Here is a 17,305-nt window from a genome sequence, read left to right as displayed (position 1 = left end):
TAAAGGCAGTAATGTCATAGCCGAGTGATACTAATAACCCATAGGCTTATTGTACGCCTGTTTTTTTACTAAGTACACATTCTATTATATTTTTTTCAGTATACTCACGCTTAGCGTGCTTTTTTCAATATGTTATTTTATACGGTCAAGTAGTTTATCTACACACACCGAAAGATTTAAGGTGATTATAGCGTTGGGGCTCACCTCTTACCATTCCGAACAGAGAAGTTAAGCCCAATTGCGCCGATGGTACTACATTCGTGGGAGAGTAGGTCGTCGCCTTTTTTAGAAACCCTTCATAGAAATATGAAGGGTTTTTTTATGCAGTAAAACCAGATGTATACCGCCTGTTAAACGCTAGCCTTAATTGACTACTAACTCTAATAATGTGTGGCTTTAACTGACTTATGCTATGGGATTATATTTTCTATTATCACGCTTATCTTTTTTAAACATCATCTATTCTAGTTTCCATCTTCTGCTCCTTGCGAAGCATATACTTCTAATACACTAAGGCCATATATGGGCGTACACCGCAGTTATAAAAGGATAGGTGACTTTTTTTTATGCAGGTATGCGTTTATAGCTAACGACCTTATCATAAAACAATCGGTAAGCCCTGGTTTTTACACCGATGACTTAACTACTTCTATCTTAATAGGCTTGGTGATGTGAGTTTATTAGGAAACGATGGTATTATAGGATTTGGTAATCCCTTTTCAATAAAAACTTCTTTTAGCAGGCTTTTCTGCTCGGATTTTATATTAGTCAACCCAATGAGCCTTAAATTGTTTTAAATGGGATATAGGACGGTTTTAATACGGTGTTTTTTGCGTATTAAATCCAATAATTCATTAAGATAAATTGCGGAGCAAAGCCGATAAAAAAGCCAAAGACAAGCTCTACAGGAGTATGTGCTTTAAGATGTAAACGCGAGGTGGCAATAGCGCCGACTAAGAACACCATTAAAGCTAGAGAACCATTAATATTAATACTAAAGTGTAATGAGGTGGCAATGGCAAACATAAGGAGGCCTGAAATGGCTATCATATGAATACTAGCTTTAAAATTAGCTAAGGCCAATACCAAACAGGTGATGGTGGATATTAAACAGCCTATAAAAAAGAAATACAGTTCAGGAATTTGATGTATAGGTAATACGCGATTGACAATTAAAAGTATAATTATGGCATTAATAAGAAGGGGAATCACCCGTTCTTTAGTTGTTTTTAAGTAAATACTTTCTGTTCTCCCTAATGTTTTAAGTAAGAAATAGCTTAAAATGGGTAAAAGGATGGTAAGAATAAATAAAGAGGTAATTTTAGCACTAATCACCTCAAAGGCTAAGTACCGAGGTGATTTAGAAAAATAGAAAACAACTGCCAATAACGGCATAATAATAGGATGAAATATAAAAGAAATGCTTTTAAGAATAAAATTCATTATATTTTTTTTCTTAATCGCGCTACTGGTATATCTAATTGTTCTCGGTATTTTGCAACGGTACGACGCGCAATAGGGTAGCCTTTTTCCTTAAGTATTTTTGCTAGTGCCTCATCAGTCAACGGTTTTTTCTTATTCTCTTCCTCGATAACCGTTTCTAATATCGTCTTAATTTCACGTGTAGATACTTCCTCACCTTGATCGTTAGTCATAGACTCAGAGAAGAACTCTTTAATTAATTTGGTACCATAAGGCGTGTCTACATATTTACTATTCGCTACACGAGATACTGTGGAAACATCCATTTCTATTTCGTCTGCAATATCTTTAAGAATCATCGGACGTAATTTGCGTTCATCGCCGGTTAAAAAGTATTCTTTTTGATAATGCATAATAGCACTCATGGTAACAAATAGGGTTTGCTGACGTTGTTTAATAGCTTCTATAAACCATTTTGCGGCATCTAGTTTTTGCTTAATAAACTGTACGGCATCTTTCTGTGCCTTGGTGCGTTCTTTGGTTTCTTTGTAGCCTTTAAGCATATTGTTATACTCGCGAGACACATGAAGTTCTGGAGCATTACGCCCGTTTAAAGTCAGTTCTAATTCTCCGTTTACAATCTTTATAGCAAAATCGGGAACCACATGTTGTACTATTCGGGTATTTCCAGAGTATGAGCCACCAGGTTTCGGATTTAGGCGTTCAATTTCATGAATCGCATCCTTAAGTTGCAACTCGGTGATATCGAACTTTTGCATCAGCTTTTGATAATGCTTTTTTGTGAACTGATCGAAACCATTATTTATAATATCTAATGCTAGAGCGACATCCGGCTTTTGTTCTTTACGAGCCAGTTGAATACTTAAACATTCTTGAAGGTTGCGTGCACCAACTCCCGAAGGGTCTAATTGGTGTACGATTTTTAAAACCTGTTGTATTTTTTCTTCCGTAGTGTATACATTTTGAGTAAAAGCTAAATCATCCATAATATCGCTTAACTCACGACGGATGTATCCGCTTTCATCGACACTACCAACAAGGAACTCTGCAATTTGACGTTCTTCCTCATCCAAACGGTACGTGTTTAACTGGGTAATTAAATGCTGCGTAAATGAAGTCCCCGAAGCATAAGGAATGCTTTTTTCATCTTCATCGGCACTATAATTATTTGCACTCGTTCGGTAGTCCGGGATCTCGTCGTCACTTAAATAATCGTCGACATTAATATCGTCGGTATTTATCGTTTCGTTATCGTCGTAATCATCCTGCGAATTGTCCAATTCATCGTACTCATTCTCCACTTCCTCTTTACCACTATCTAAAGCAGGGTTTTCTTCAAGCTCTTGTTTTAAACGTTGTTCAAAAGCTTGGGTAGGAAGTTGTATCAATTTCATTAATTGAATTTGTTGTGGGGACAACTTCTGAGATAATTTAAACTGTAAAAATTGTTTAAGCATGATGTGTTTTAGAATAAGTACTAAAATAAAAAAAACAATCTAGATTTTTGAGTTTACTAGATTGTTTATTTTTATTAAAAGATATGATTTTTTTACTAGAACTCTGCGTTTTGAGGTGTTCTTGGAAAAGGAATAACATCTCTAATATTACCCATTCCTGTGGCAAACATCACTAAACGTTCGAAACCTAATCCGAATCCTGAGTGTACTGCCGTTCCGTATTTACGTAAGTCTAAATACCACCACAGTTCTTCTTCTGGAATATTTAAGGCTGCCATTTTCTCTTTAAGAACTTCTAAGCGCTCTTCACGCTGAGAACCTCCTACGATTTCACCAATTCCTGGGAATAGGATATCCATAGCTCTTACTGTTTTTCCATCTTCATTTAAGCGCATATAAAAGGCTTTAATATCAGCAGGATAATCGAATAATATTACAGGACATTTAAAGTGTTTTTCTACAAGGAAACGCTCATGCTCCGATTGTAGGTCGGCACCCCATTCTTCAATAATATAATTAAATTTCTTTTTCTTGTTTGGTTTACTGTTTTTTAAGATATCTATAGCCTCAGTATAGCTAACACGCTTAAAGTTGTTTTCTGTGACAAACTTTAATTTTTCTATCAGACGCATTTCGCTTCTTTCGGCTTGAGGTTTTGCTTTATCCTCATCAAATAAACGTTGATCTAGAAATTCTAAATCGTCACTATTATGTTCTAAAACATAAGAGATAACCGATTTCATAAAGTCTTCGGCTAAATCCATATTACCAGCTAAATCCATGAAAGCAACTTCTGGTTCAATCATCCAAAATTCAGCTAAGTGACGTGACGTATTAGAGTTTTCAGCTCTAAAAGTAGGACCAAAAGTATACACTTTACCTAAAGACATCGCATAGGTTTCAGCTTCTAACTGACCCGAAACAGTAAGATTCGTTTCTTTGCGAAAGAAATCTTTTGTGTAATCGATAGTACCATCTTCATTTAATGGTGGGTTTTTAGGATCTAAGGCACTCACTCTAAACATTTCTCCTGCACCTTCAGCATCACTTCCTGTGATAATAGGTGTGTGCATATAGTAAAAACCATTCTCATTAAAGTATTTATGAATGGCGAATGATAATGAAGAACGCAATCTCATAACCGCACTAAAAGTGTTTGTTCTAGTACGTAAGTGGGCGTTTTCACGTAAAAATTCGAAGGAGTGCTTTTTAGGTTGAATAGGGTATTTGTCAGGATCAGAATCACCTAAGATATCAATGGATTTTACGGCAATTTCAACCGCTTGTCCTTGTCCTTGACTTTCTACTAACTCCCCTTTAATATGTACGGCAGCTCCTGTAGTAATACGTTTTAAAACGTCTTCCGGCGTATTTTCAAAATCAACAACACACTGGATATTATTAAGTGTAGAACCATCATTTAAGGCAATAAAACGCTTTGCTCTAAATGTTCTTACCCAACCTTTTATGTCAACGTCTTGAGACGCTGTTTGTTTTAATAATTGTGCAACTGTGTACTGTGTCATTTTATAATCTATTTTAAATGAAACTATAAATTCTTACCTTATTTATAGCTAATATCTATTTTTTTTTGTCGTTATAATCGTTATTAATATCCCCTTCACTTTCTTCTGGGATGATATTGATAGTCGGTTTCTTTAAAATTTGTTTGTTGGCAATACTGCGCTCCAAAGATAGTAATAATGAAGGCAACAGTAATAAATTAGATAGCATAGCAAATAATAAAGTTATCGATACTAATGCGCCTAAAGCTACAGTACCACCAAAACTTGAAATGATAAAAATCGAGAACCCAAAGAATAATACTATTGAGGTGTAAAACATACTAACTCCTGTTTCTCGTAATGCGCCATAAACCGATTTTTTTATCTTCCAGTTATTGGCCTGTAATTCTTGTCGGTATTTCGCTAAGAAGTGAATGGTATCATCGACCGAAATACCAAAAGCGATACTAAATACTAATATGGTAGATGGTTTTATTGGTACCCCTAAGAATCCCATAAGGCCAGCAGTTACTACTAAAGGTAATAAATTAGGGATTAAGGAGACAACAATCATTCTAAACGATCGGAACATATACGCCATAAATAGGGCAATAAGAAAAATCGCTAGAGATAATGATAGGGCTAAGTTTTTAACTAAATAAGTCGTTCCTTTTTGGAAGACTAATGCTTTACCCGTAATGGTAACTTCATAGCGGTCTTTAGGGAATAATTTTTTAATTTTTGCTTCTAAGTCATCTTCTATCTCCTCCATTTTGTCGGTTCCAATATCCTTCATAAATGTAGTGATACGCGCATACTGCCCAGTGCTGTCCACAAAATTACTAAGCATCGACGTGTCTCCAGACGCTGAGTTTTTGACATAAGGAAGTATAAACGCCTCTTCTTGCTTGGTCGGTAATTGGTAATATTTAGGATTGCCATTATAAAAGGCCTGCTTAGAATATTTTACGAGACTTACAATAGAAATTGGTCGTGATAATTCCGGTATGTCTATTATTAAATCCTCAAGCTCATTCATGCGTTTAAGGGTCGTCGATTTCATAACGCCTTTTTCACGCTTGGTATTTATCATTATTTCTAATGGCATAATACCGTTAAATTCCTGTTCGAAAAAGCGAATATCTTTAAAGAATTCTGTCTTTTTCGGCATGTCTTCAATCAGACTGCCAGAAATTTTTATTTTATAAATCCCAATAATACAGGTGATGACTAAACAACAAACCGTAATATAAATAGCTATGCGTTTTTCTTTTACCATACGCTCTGTCCAATCTACAAAACCACCAACCCAGCGCTTGTTTAAATGCTCTAAATGGCGGTCTTTAGGATACGGTAAAAAGGTGTATATAATCGGAATTATAAGTAGGCATAAGATAAAAATCGCAATGATACTTAATGAGGCTACAACCCCAAATTCTTTAAGTAATGTACTTTCGGTAATGATAAACGTAGCAAATCCAGATGCTGTGGTCATATTGGTCATTAGTGTGGCATTACCGACCTTGGTAATAACACGTTGTAGTGATTTGACTTTATTACCATGTAGCTTAACCTCTTGCTGATACTTATTGATTAAAAAGATACAATTGGGGATTCCTATAACAATAATCAGCGGAGGAATTAAGGCGGTAAGTACGGTGATTTCATATTTTAACAAGCCTAAAATACCCAAGGTCCACATGACACCAATACAAACAACAACCAACGATATTAACGTGGCTCTAAAAGATCTAAAGAATAAGAAAAAGATAAGGGAGGTTACTACTAAAGCACCTACTACAAATAGGCCAATTTCATCTACGATATTTTGGGCGTTAAGTGTCCGTATATAAGGCATTCCAGAAACGCGGACATCTAAATTGGTGGCTTTCTCGAAGGCATCAATACGCTTGATAAGCTTGTCGACAACAAAGTCTTTTCGGGCAGGGGTGTTGACAATATCTTTTTTAAGGTAGATGGCCGATCGGATTGTTTTCGTCTCTTTATTGAATAAAAAGTTATCGTAAAACGGGTATTGCGTAAATAACTCATACTGCAAGGTGTCGATTTGCGCTTGAGAATGAATCGAGTCCTTTATAAAAGGTTCTAAATCGAAGCGTTGACTTTCAGTATTTTTTAGAAGTTTTTGTAAGTCTTTTATCGACGCAACAGTAATCACTTCATCGTCCTCTCTAAAGGTTTCGGAAAGGGCATTCCACGCGTTTAATTTATCTACAGTAAATAGAGTAGAGTCTTTTACTCCAAGAATAATAAGGTTCCCTTCTTCACCAAAAATATTTAAAAACTTGTTGTATTCTATATTAACCTCGTGGTCGTCTGGTAGCAAGTTGGCTTCAGTATAGGTGAAGCGCATGTATTTCCACTGCGTACTAAACAGAATTGTAATTAGAACAACAGTAATTAGAATACCAATTTTGTTACGTAGAATTAACCTCGCAACAGTATCCCAAAAGCGTGATTTTTTAAGTTTCGACATAGTAATTTAAAAGAAGCGCAAAGGTATATAAAACAGAGGTATTTAGTCTATTAAATTCTGAATTATAACGTAATATTAAATGTGAATTTTAATGCGATATTATCATTAAATTCTGGTAAATGATAAGCTCCGTAACGATAGGTTAGGCTTAACCCGAATCCTAAGAGCAGTTTATTAATCTCTAAGCCTGTCTCTGTATACCCATGTTTTAGTGTACCAAAGCTTAGGTTTTGATGACGAGATATATGATTCATATTCCCTATAGCAAAGCGTGAGATAAGGACCAATTGCGGATTAAAATGTTTGGCAATAGCGAAGGGTTTAAAATAGTGCTTGGCGACTAATGATGTAAACCGATCTGAGAAAAACTCGTTAAAAAACATCGTCTCAAAACTATTAATACCTGCTACCGAGAAACGATTTAGTATCGTTTCTTTATTGATGTTATTAGGGTAAGCGTGGTACAAATGGGTTATTGGTGTATCACCATGTGCTAAACCTAAAGACAGTACGCCAGTAGTATACGACGTGTTTTTATGCGTTATTTTATGAATCGTTCTGAAATCGATTTTCGAAAAATTAAAATCGGCATCAAAAACAGATTTAAAACTTTTTGTGTATTGTAGGGAGAATTTAGGGTAACCACTATAGGTTTCTACGAGATTATCGTCCTTATAGTCATAAGTATTAAACGGGCTCCATTGTAAAGAGACCTTAGCGGTACTGGTTTCGAAAGCATCGTAAGCTTTGTCGTCTAACACGTAGTTGTAGCTATAGGTTGGCCTTATATTGCTGACAGCTAGTTGGGTCTCGGTCGTTAAATTGGGTGTAATCTGGTGCTCTAAAGATAGGGCAGAGGTAATGTGTTTATGAAACAGATCGATATTTAATAATCGGGGCTCGAAAAACGAAAAGAAACGGGCATCGGTTAAAAATTTGGAGCTTCCTGTTTCTTCCAAGTCATCGGTATACGAAAAGTTAAGCCAGGTTTTTGTGTCTTCATTTAGCCGAGCACCACCACCAATTTTATATTTAAAGCGATGGTCTTTAAATCCGTAAACAACATAAGAATCGATGCGGTATGTTTCTGAAAAACCTGCGTTCGTAACGCCGCCTAATCCTGTTCGTAGTCCTTCGTACTGATTAAATTTTACCAAGTAGCGTAAATCGAAATTCCAGAATTGCGTAGGGAAAAATCCGTTGCCTATTTGTTTTAAAAGTAGATCAGACTTAGTCGAATCTTGCATCACGACAGTGCTGTCTTTAGGTGTTTGTGCACTTAAAGAAAGAGAAAACAACAGTATAGAAAGTATAAGGCAGTGTTTTAGCATAGTGGATTAACCTTTACAACTATCGAAAGTACAGTTTTTATATGATTTTAAAATCGGTTTTTATTTAAAATATAGAATTGTATAAAGACTTTAACATATTGTTAGTAACGTCAACGATTTTAAAAGACACTAGGAAAGTCTCAGGATATTTATCTACACTAGAAGAGATAAATAGGATTAAAAAAAGCGACTTTTTCAAGTCGCTTTTAAATATTAAACAGTCATTATTTCTTTATCCTTGATGGCTAGAAGTTCTTCGACTTTTTTAACGTAAGTATCGGTAAGGTTTTGAACATCTTGTTCTGCGACTTTTTGAAGATCTTCAGAAACGTCATCATTTTTTTTGATTTCGTTATTGGCATCTTTACGAGCATTACGAATACCAATTTTAGCATCTTCAGCTTCTGCTTTCGCTTGTTTAGCTAATTGCAAACGGCGTTCTTCGGTTAATGGTGGGACATTAATAATTAAAAGATCACCATTATTCATTGGGTTAAAACCAAGATTAGCAATTTGAATTGCTTTTTCGATGGGTTGAAGCATATTTTTTTCCCAAGGTTGAACAGAAATCGTTCTACCGTCTGGCGTATTAACATTGGCAACTTGACTTAAAGGGGTTTGAGATCCATAGTAATCTACCATAACACTCCCCAACATCGCTGGACTTGCTTTTCCGGCTCTAATGTTTACAAATTGTTTTTCTAAATGCTTTACAGCAGCCTGCATAGATTCTTTAGTAGAGTCTAATATAAATGTAATGTCTTCGTTCATAATGAGATATTTTATCTTGTTTTAGCAAAAACTAAACCAATTTTATTTGGCTTAACAGCGTAACAGTACTATAAATGGTAATTTAAATTTACTATAAACTTACTTGAGTTCCAATATTTTCACCTGAAATAACTTTCATTAGGTTGCCTCTTGTGTTCATATCGAAAACAATTATTGGAAGGTCGTTTTCTTGACTTAGGGTAAAAGCGGTGGTATCCATTACTTTTAAACCTTTTCTTAGTACATCGTCGAATGTAATGTGGTCGAATTTGATTGCTGAGCTATCTTTTTCCGGATCTGTATTATAAATACCATCTACGCGAGTTCCTTTTAAAATCACATCAGCTTCAATTTCTATTGCGCGTAAAACGGCAGCTGAATCTGTTGTGAAATACGGATTTCCGGTACCTCCACCAAAAATAACAACGCGTCCTTTTCTTAAGTGGCTCATGGCTTTTCTTCTAATAAAGGGCTCTGCCACTTCATTAATTTTAATAGCTGTTTGCAAACGTGTTTTAACACCAGCATCTTCTAGGGCGTTCTGTAGCGCTAGTCCGTTAATAACGGTCGCTAACATACCCATATGGTCACCTTGAACGCGGTCCATACCATTCATGGCACCAGCAACCCCTCTAAAGATGTTTCCGCCACCAATAACTATGGCTACTTCAATTCCTTTTTCGGTAACTGCTTTAATATCTTCTGCGTATTCGGCTAAACGTTCTGGATCGATTCCGTATTGGCGATTACCCATTAAGGCTTCACCCGATAGTTTTAAGAGGATTCTTTTGTATTTCATTTTGTTTCTGAAAGTTTAGCAAAGCTACATAATTTTTTTCCCTTTTGAAATTTTTTTAATCGGGAAGCCACATTTTTAAGGAATTGTTTTTTAGAGGGCCCTATTTTCTGTAAAACAAAAAAAAACCACTACGGTGAGGTAGTGGTTTTAAGTGTAGTATATAATCGGTTATAATACCGTTAATGCCATGATTATCCTAAAGATACTCTTTCGAATCCAGTAACTTCTACGTCTCCAAAAGTCTTAACGTATTCTGCAACTGTTATTTTATCATCTTTAATAAATCTTTGATCTAATAAACATTGTTCTTGATCTAAAGTTGTATTGTCAGAGATGAAACGATCCATTTTACCAGGTAAAATTTTGTCCCAGATTTGTTCTGGTTTTCCTTCAGCTTTTAATTCAGCTTTCGCATCTTCTTCAGCTTGCGCTAAAACTTCAGGAGTTAATTGAGACATAGAGATATACTTAGGTACATTTTTAAGTGTTTTTCCTAAACGCCCTAATTCGATATTTTCTTTTTCAATAACTGCAATTCTTGCTTCAGTTTCTGATGCTACGTAAGCAGGATCAAAATCTTTGTAAGATAAAGTTGTTGCTCCCATAGATGCGATTTGCATTGCTAAATCTTTAGCTAATGTTTCAACGTTATCTACATTAGCAGATAAACCAACTAAAGCAGCAATTTTATTAATGTGTACATAAGTACCCACGTATGGCGCGTTTAATTTTGCAAAAGCACCAATTTCTAATTTCTCACCTACAACACCAGTTTGCTCAACTAATTTTTCAGATACTGTTAACCCACCAAAATCAGAAGCTAAGAAATCTTCTTTAGAATCGAAATTGATTGCGTTATCAGCTAAGTCAGTTGCTAATTTTACGAAAGATTCGTTTTTACCAACAAAATCAGTTTCACAACCTAATACGATAGCAACACCAGTCGTGTTATCATCATTTACTTTAGAAACAGCAGCACCTTCACTAGAATCACGGTCTGCTCTTTTTTCTGCTACTTTTTGTCCTTTTTTTCTAAGAACATCGATTGCTTTGTCGAAATCTCCTTCTGCTTCAACTAATGCTTTCTTGCAGTCCATCATACCTGCACCTGTAGCTTTTCTTAATTTGTTAACCTCTGCGGCTGATATTTTTGTCATAACTTTATGCTATAATTTAAAAAAGTCGTTCAATCTAATTCTATAAAGAAAAACATTAAACGACTTATAGATGTTGTGTAATAATTAATTATTCTTCTTCTTCATTAGCTGCTTTAGCTTTTTTAGGTGCTGCTTTCTCATCAGATTTAGCGGCATCTTTATCAGCTTTTTCAGCTTTACGTGCGTTTAAACCGTTAGTAACGGCTTCAGTAACGTGCGTTAAGATTTTATCTATAGATTTAGAAGCATCATCGTTTGCAGGTATTACGTAATCTACTTGACGTGGATCAGAGTTTGTATCTACCATTGCAAAAATAGGAATGTTTAATTTCTGTGCTTCTTTAATCGCGATGTGCTCACGTTTAATATCTACAACAAACAAAGCTCCTGGAAGACGTGTCATATCTGTAATAGAACCTAAGTTTTTCTCTAACTTAGCTCTAAGACGGTCTACTTGTAAACGCTCTTTTTTAGATAACGTTAAAAACGTACCATCTTTCTTCATTCTATCAATAGTAGCCATCTTTTTGATTGCTTTACGGATAGTTACAAAGTTAGTTAACATTCCACCTGGCCATCTTTCAGTGATGTAAGGCATGTTGATGTTACCCGCTTTTTCAGCGACGATGTCTTTTGCTTGTTTCTTTGTAGCAACAAATAAGATTTTACGACCAGAGGCTGCGATTTTTGCAAGCGCTTCTCCAGCTTCTTCAATCTTAGCTGCTGTTTTGTATAAGTTTATAATGTGGATGCCATTACGCTCCATATATACGTAAGGAGCCATGTTTGGATCCCACTTACGCGTAAGGTGACCAAAGTGTACACCTGCTTCAAGTAATTCTTTTACTTCTACTGCCATTTTGTAATAGTTTACGTTCTGTTGAATTAGCAATAACTAAGTGGTCTTTTTACAAATCGCCTTAATTATTTAGATGCTAAACTAAATCCTGTCTTTTGGACTAGGACAACAATAACTAGTTATTTTTTAATTTGAACCCCATAAAGAAAAATCGATAAACGATATCCCCAAAGGAGTTGAGGATATTAACGTTTAGAGAATTGGAATTTCTTACGTGCTTTCTTCTGACCGAATTTCTTACGTTCAACCATTCTAGGATCTCTAGTTAATAAACCTTCAGGTTTAAGAATACCTCTGTTTTCGTCATTTAACTCACACATAGCGCGAGAAATTGCTAAACGGATAGCTTCTGCTTGACCTGTAATACCACCACCAAATACATTTACATTAATGTCAAAAGTAGTTTCGTTTTCCGTTAATACTAACGGTTGCTTTACTTTGTACTGTAATGTTGCAGTTGGGAAGTAGTTTGTTAATTCTTTCTTGTTAATCGTGATCTTCCCTTCTCCTTGAGATAGGTAAACACGAGCAACAGCCGTTTTTCTACGACCAATTTTGTGTAATACTTCCATTACTTGAATTCGTTTAAGTTAATTGTAGCTGGTTTTTGAGCTTCGTGAGCGTGCTTTGTTCCAGTAACAACAGTTAAATTTCTAAAAAGATTTGCTCCTAATTTGTTCTTAGGTAACATTCCTTTTACAGATTTCTCTACTAATCTTGCTGGATCTTTTCCGAACAATTCAGTAGCAGTTAAACTTCTTTGACCACCTGGGTAACCCGTGTGACGAATGTACGTTTTGTCATTCCACTTGTTTCCTGATAAGTTGATTTTTTCCGCATTGATAACGATTACGTTATCACCACAATCAACGTGTGGTGTGAAGCTAGGCTTGTGCTTACCTCTTAAAAGTTTTGCAACTTTAGAAGCCATACGCCCTAATGTTTGACCTTCAGCGTCAACTAAAACCCACTGTTTATCTACAGTTGCTTTATTGGCTGAAATCGTTTTGTAGCTTAATGTGTCCACAGTTATTAATATTTTTTATTAAACATTCCTCTCTTTAAAAGAGTTTGCAAATTTACGATTATATATTTGATTACCAAATAGTGTGGGTAGTTATTTTTAATAAGTCTGTTGATATCTTTATCAATAGCTTTTTTGTGTTTAATGGATTGACTCTCATTTTATTGTGATCCTTCCTGTTTTTAAAACGTTGCCGTTCCCTAATTAGGTGTTCTCCTTTTTAGTGGATAGTGACTTCTAGTAAGGTCGCCGATCCCTTATAAGCTTCATTAGAAATGTATAGGGTGCCTTCGGGACTAAACGTGATTCCTTCCGGTTGAGGAAACTGGTTTTCGTCGAATGGTATAACCTTTTTTACAACGCCTTTTGTATTGAAAATAACTAATTTCGGATTTTTACCTTCTAGGACGTAGATGTCCTTGGTTATAGGGTGGATTGCCACATCCGACGGGTTAAAGGTCTTTCGTGCTTTTTTCTTGCTAAAATCGTCAAAGGCCTCATCATTCATATCAATCTTTAATAGTGGGGAATCCGTAAGCTGTTTTGTTTCTAAATCTATAGTATAAAGTGTTTTGAATTCTTGGTCTTCGAGGTCTACATCTTTTGGAGCGGTTACCAGTTGCTTGGTGTCTGGATTATAGGTTAAGGTTTCCATGTTGTGCTTTGAAGAGAAACCGGTTTCAAATACTTTTATTTTTTTGTTTGGCGATGCATAGTCTAAAACCTCATATAATGTTCCGTCGCTGCGCATTATATAAGTATCTTTATTTACAATGGTAAGGCCTTCATAATCGCCCGATCCTGCAAACTCTATGCTGTTTGTAATGCTTTTACTTGTCGTGTTGTATATATATAGGACGCCGTCTTCATCTTGCACACAGGCAAAAGTGTTTGGAGCGATCCAAGATAAACCACTTATTTCGTCTAGTTCTGATGGTAATTCCCAAGTGTTGATTATGGTATAGTTTGCTTGAGTAGCTGTATTAGGTGTTTTATTAGTTTTAGTAGTGGGTGTAGCTTGTGGTATTTGCGTCGGTTTTGGATTGAATGCAATACCAATTCCTATTATAACTACCGATATAAGCGTTACGAATATATAACTTGATGTTTTCATGTGAGGTGATTTGTAATGCGTTATGCAAAAACTGAAAACTATATGAATTTTTAAAATTTTACGGTCGGTTTAACTCTTTTTTAGTACAATTATGAGGGTAATGTGTTGTTGGTCTTTTGATTATAAGTGACTAATGGCTGTTTTTAATTTCGGAAACGCCCTGTTTAAAGCTGCTTCTGAATCCCTATGGGAATGGTGTGAAAAACAAAAGACTGAATGTGAAGAACGTTGTTCTAGCCTCTCATGTTGGGATTATAACAGGTTTCATTTGAAGTTTAGAATAGAATGCGGTCTCGTAGAGGATACCAGTAATTAGAGTGCGAACTTTTTTTGTGATGCACTTAATAGAGATATAAAAAAAAGCGGCATCAGAAGAGTTACTTCTAATGCCGCTTTTATAATGTTATTAACCTGTGTATTAAATGGCTTTAGTTGTGGTTTCAACTTCAGTAAGAGCTTCTTCTTTCTCATCTGCAAATAAGTAGCGCTCTTTACTATCGTCTAACTCATCCATCCACTCTGTGTGGTGTTCTGCGGCTACTGTTCCGGTAACAACACTTTGGAAGGTTTTATCGCGATAGGTTAAGATGTTTTCATCCTTGTCGTTTAACCACTCTTTAAACATATCGGCAACTTTATCAAGGTTAAAATCTGGATAGTCCGAAAGCGCAATCAACTCCTTAATATAATCGGTTTGGAAATCGACATGGTCGAAAGACGATTGTAAGTTGTTGTTTTTTTCTAACCACAAATCAATGTCTTTACTGCGTTCTTCCTTACTAGGGATTTCGTAGCGGTTCATCATAAAATCTCTTGCTACCCATGCCTGTGTGTCGAACATATTAAACGTGTAATATTGATCTTGCATTCCTAAATACATTAATTGTGGTAAATCGTTAAAGAAAATACCTTTATATAGGTTGTCAGGATATAAGTTGTTTTTTGTTTTTAAACGTAATTCGTCAGGTAGAAACGGGAATTTGTGTTGGTATCCAGTACACATAATAACAGCATCGAATTGTTCCTTATGTCCGTTATTAAAGTGAGCTGTATCACCCTCAAAATGCGTTAATAAAGGCACCTCTTTTATGCCGTCAGGCCATTCCACACCAATAGGGTTGCTTCTATAACTCAAGGTTACCGATTGGGCACCGTGTTTATGACATTGTACACCAATATCTTCTGCCGAGTAGCTGCTTCCTATTAGCAAGATGTTCTGATCTTTAAATTGATCGGCACCTCTAAAATCATGAGCGTGCATAACCGTGCCAGGGAAATCTTCTATGCCTTCAAAGTACGGCATGTTTGGCGTTGAGAAGTGTCCTGAGGCTACAATTAAATAATCGAACTCCTCAGAATATGTTTTATCATTTTTTAAATCGTCTAAAATCAGTGTGAATTTTTTCGTGTCTTCGTCATAGCTTACCCATCGTGCTGTAGTATTAAAACGGATGTAATTTCTTGCGTTACTTTTATTAATACGTCCCTGTATATAGTCAAATAATACTGGTCGTGGTGGGTATGATGAGATGGGCTTTTTAAAGTGCTCATCAAAAGAGTAGTCAGAAAACTCTAAGCACTCTTTTGGTCCGTTAGACCAAAGGTACTTATACATACTACCATGAATAGGTTCTCCGTATTTACCAACTCCTGTTCTCCAAGAGTAGTTCCACATTCCTCCCCAGTTTTCTTGTTTTTCAAAACATACAATTTCAGGCACTTCAAGTCCTTGTTTCTCTGCTGCTTCGAAAGCTCTTAACTGCGCTAAACCACTAGGTCCGGCTCCAATAATACCAATACGTGTATTCTTCATATGTAATAATAAGATGTTGTTAAGATGCTATGTTTAAAACACAACACCTGTTAATTAATGGTTATACTATTTTATTTATTTTAAAAAAGAAAAGCCTTATAGGCTCTTTTAAAGGAGTAAAAGGCTCTTAAAAAGAGCGATTTTACTTCAGGATTTTGATATAAATTCTGGAGGCGATAAGGTAATGTTTTTTTAGAGAATTTACAAACAGGGGTTTTGGTAGTGTGTTTTTAGTGTTAAATAGTTGATTAGTAGTTGTTTTGGGTTGGTGATTTTTGTATGTTTATTGTGGTCTTTTTTGTATATAATTTAAGGAAAAGAAAAAACAGGCATGATTTTAGCAGCACTGTAAACAGAAGGGTGTTTAGTGGTTTGTAAGTAACGGACTGTTAAAAAACTAAGTAAACTTTAAGGTAGAAAACGAATTAAATAGTATCTTTTGCTTGAAATTTTAGAGAAATGCTTTGCTAAAGTCCGCAATAAATGGTTTAAGAAATACAAAATATAACATGAAACATATACTTATTTTTTTGGGTTTACTTTGTTTTAGTGCGCAAGCACAATCCCCAGAATTGACTTTAAATATTACCAATATTGAAACTATAAAAGGCTCTATAGAAATTGGTGTGTTTAACACGGCTCATAATTATCTAAAAGAAGGTGCGGCTTATAAAAACTATACTATCGAGGTTACCAAGGATACCGAGACTATAGTGATTAAGGACTTGCCAAAAGGGGAGTATGCTATTTCAATGTATCATGATGAGAATTCGGATGATAAGTGTAATAAAAATTTTATAGGTATTCCAAAAGAGGCCTATGGCTTTTCTAATAATGTGGTTCCTAAATTTTCGGCGCCATCTTTCGAGGATTGTAAGTTTGTTTTTAATGAGAGTCAGGCAATGGCAATTCAACTCAGAACGTTTTAAAACCGTCGGCTAAATAATATAAAAAAAGGCTGCATGATTATTATGTAGCCTTTTTTTATGTTAATACTAAATCCTGCTTATTCAGATATAAGCTTACGCTCTAGATCTGCGTTTTTTCATTTTCTTATCTTCTAATTTTTTTAGAATTTTCTCTTGCTTTTTATCGTTTAATTCTGCTTTAGTCAGTTTTTTTCTTAATACAGCCATGGTGTAATGGTTTTATGATTTATAATAGAAAACATAACCTTAACGCTGTTTAATTACATCTTATAAAACACGAGTCGAATCTTTCAGTCTGTTTTAAACGGAATAGTTTCGGTAAGATATCATGTAAAGCGTTTTTTCAGGCACACTCGTTATGCCTGACTAATTCAGGAAGATGATTTTGCGTTTTGCTGATCCTACATTATAAAAAAAAGAACATAATAATCCCTTGACGTGAATGCCGTATCGCGAATTAATCTGCTGCCTTTTTTGTAGTTGCATAGTTACTTTAAGTAATATCACCGGGTTTGTTGTGGTAAATGGTAAACATAGCCCTTATACTTCAATTGGCCTAATATAGTTCTAGAAGTGCGGTATGGATTATAAAAACAAGGCTGTTTG

15 protein-coding genes and 1 rRNA gene are annotated in these 17,305 nt (G+C 35.4%); 3 read left to right on the top strand and 13 right to left on the bottom strand.

Features of this window, described 5'->3' with window-relative positions; genetic code table 11:
- Nucleotides 1-177: 177 nt before the first annotated feature.
- A 5S ribosomal RNA gene (gene rrf / locus BLV64_RS11855) occupies nucleotides 178-285 on the top strand.
- Between the two features lie 552 nt (nucleotides 286-837).
- On the opposite strand, the gene BLV64_RS11850 is transcribed toward rrf, so the two are convergent.
- The 12 genes from BLV64_RS11850 to BLV64_RS11795 all read right to left on the bottom strand — a co-directional run bounded on the left by BLV64_RS11850 (nucleotide 838) and on the right by BLV64_RS11795 (nucleotide 13,957).
- Nucleotides 838-1,443 (bottom strand): hypothetical protein, encoded by a 606-nt coding sequence (locus BLV64_RS11850; RefSeq protein ID WP_092135743.1) that lies wholly within the window; start codon nucleotides 1,441-1,443, stop codon nucleotides 838-840.
- Nucleotides 1,443-2,900: an RNA polymerase factor sigma-54 gene (rpoN, locus tag BLV64_RS11845; RefSeq protein ID WP_092135740.1), complete on the bottom strand. Its 1,458-nt coding sequence runs from the start codon at nucleotides 2,898-2,900 to the stop codon at nucleotides 1,443-1,445. The genes BLV64_RS11850 and rpoN overlap by 1 nt, the downstream gene beginning before the upstream one ends.
- Nucleotides 2,901-2,995: 95 nt before the next feature.
- Nucleotides 2,996-4,426: an asparagine--tRNA ligase gene (gene asnS, locus BLV64_RS11840; protein ID WP_092135738.1), complete on the bottom strand. Its 1,431-nt coding sequence runs from the start codon at nucleotides 4,424-4,426 to the stop codon at nucleotides 2,996-2,998.
- Nucleotides 4,427-4,481: 55 nt separating this feature from the next.
- Nucleotides 4,482-6,902, bottom strand: coding sequence for an efflux RND transporter permease subunit (locus BLV64_RS11835; protein ID WP_092135735.1), 2,421 nt, complete (start codon nucleotides 6,900-6,902; stop codon nucleotides 4,482-4,484).
- Between the two features lie 62 nt (nucleotides 6,903-6,964).
- The gene (locus BLV64_RS11830) at nucleotides 6,965-8,233 is read right to left on the bottom strand and encodes a DUF5686 family protein (protein ID WP_092135732.1); all 1,269 of its coding nucleotides are present in this window, start codon (nucleotides 8,231-8,233) and stop codon (nucleotides 6,965-6,967) included.
- A gap of 213 nt (nucleotides 8,234-8,446) precedes the next feature.
- Nucleotides 8,447-9,004 carry a ribosome recycling factor gene (gene frr, locus BLV64_RS11825; RefSeq protein WP_092135729.1) on the bottom strand — a complete coding sequence of 186 codons (558 nt, stop codon included), beginning with the start codon at nucleotides 9,002-9,004 and terminating at the stop codon, nucleotides 8,447-8,449.
- A gap of 91 nt (nucleotides 9,005-9,095) precedes the next feature.
- Nucleotides 9,096-9,803, bottom strand: coding sequence for a UMP kinase (gene pyrH / locus BLV64_RS11820; protein ID WP_092135726.1), 708 nt, complete (start codon nucleotides 9,801-9,803; stop codon nucleotides 9,096-9,098).
- Nucleotides 9,804-9,994: 191 nt separating this feature from the next.
- On the bottom strand, nucleotides 9,995-10,960 hold the full coding sequence (gene tsf, locus BLV64_RS11815; RefSeq protein ID WP_092135724.1) for a translation elongation factor Ts: 966 nt from the start codon (nucleotides 10,958-10,960) through the stop codon (nucleotides 9,995-9,997).
- An 88-nt stretch (nucleotides 10,961-11,048) separates the two neighbouring features.
- Nucleotides 11,049-11,819, bottom strand: a complete 771-nt coding sequence (gene rpsB, locus BLV64_RS11810; RefSeq protein ID WP_092135722.1) for a 30S ribosomal protein S2 — start codon at nucleotides 11,817-11,819, stop codon at nucleotides 11,049-11,051.
- Between the two features lie 185 nt (nucleotides 11,820-12,004).
- On the bottom strand, nucleotides 12,005-12,391 hold the full coding sequence (rpsI, locus tag BLV64_RS11805; protein WP_092135719.1) for a 30S ribosomal protein S9: 387 nt from the start codon (nucleotides 12,389-12,391) through the stop codon (nucleotides 12,005-12,007).
- Nucleotides 12,391-12,846 carry a 50S ribosomal protein L13 gene (rplM, locus tag BLV64_RS11800; protein WP_092135716.1) on the bottom strand — a complete coding sequence of 152 codons (456 nt, stop codon included), beginning with the start codon at nucleotides 12,844-12,846 and terminating at the stop codon, nucleotides 12,391-12,393. Before rplM ends, rpsI begins: the two co-directional genes overlap by 1 nt.
- A gap of 217 nt (nucleotides 12,847-13,063) precedes the next feature.
- Nucleotides 13,064-13,957 (bottom strand): SdiA-regulated domain-containing protein, encoded by an 894-nt coding sequence (locus BLV64_RS11795; RefSeq protein WP_092135713.1) that lies wholly within the window; start codon nucleotides 13,955-13,957, stop codon nucleotides 13,064-13,066.
- 133 nt (nucleotides 13,958-14,090) lie between these two features.
- On the opposite strand from BLV64_RS11795, the gene BLV64_RS11790 reads away from it, so the two are divergent.
- Nucleotides 14,091-14,273 (top strand): hypothetical protein, encoded by a 183-nt coding sequence (locus BLV64_RS11790; protein ID WP_092135710.1) that lies wholly within the window; start codon nucleotides 14,091-14,093, stop codon nucleotides 14,271-14,273.
- A 102-nt stretch (nucleotides 14,274-14,375) separates the two neighbouring features.
- Here BLV64_RS11790 and BLV64_RS11785 read toward each other — a convergent pair whose 3' ends face one another.
- On the bottom strand, nucleotides 14,376-15,770 hold the full coding sequence (locus BLV64_RS11785) for a flavin-containing monooxygenase (RefSeq protein ID WP_092135708.1): 1,395 nt from the start codon (nucleotides 15,768-15,770) through the stop codon (nucleotides 14,376-14,378).
- Between the two features lie 509 nt (nucleotides 15,771-16,279).
- On the opposite strand from BLV64_RS11785, the gene BLV64_RS11780 reads away from it, so the two are divergent.
- A complete protein-coding gene (locus tag BLV64_RS11780; protein ID WP_092135706.1) occupies nucleotides 16,280-16,699 on the top strand; it encodes a DUF2141 domain-containing protein in 420 nt (139 codons plus the stop codon).
- The last annotated feature ends 606 nt before the right edge of the window (nucleotides 16,700-17,305 follow it).

Source organism: Bizionia paragorgiae, assembly GCF_900107625.1.
In the GTDB taxonomy this organism is placed as follows: Bacteria; Bacteroidota; Bacteroidia; order Flavobacteriales; family Flavobacteriaceae; genus Bizionia; species Bizionia paragorgiae.
The sequence above is the reverse complement of the archived record's forward strand: the minus strand, read 5'-3'. Positions and strand labels throughout refer to the sequence as shown.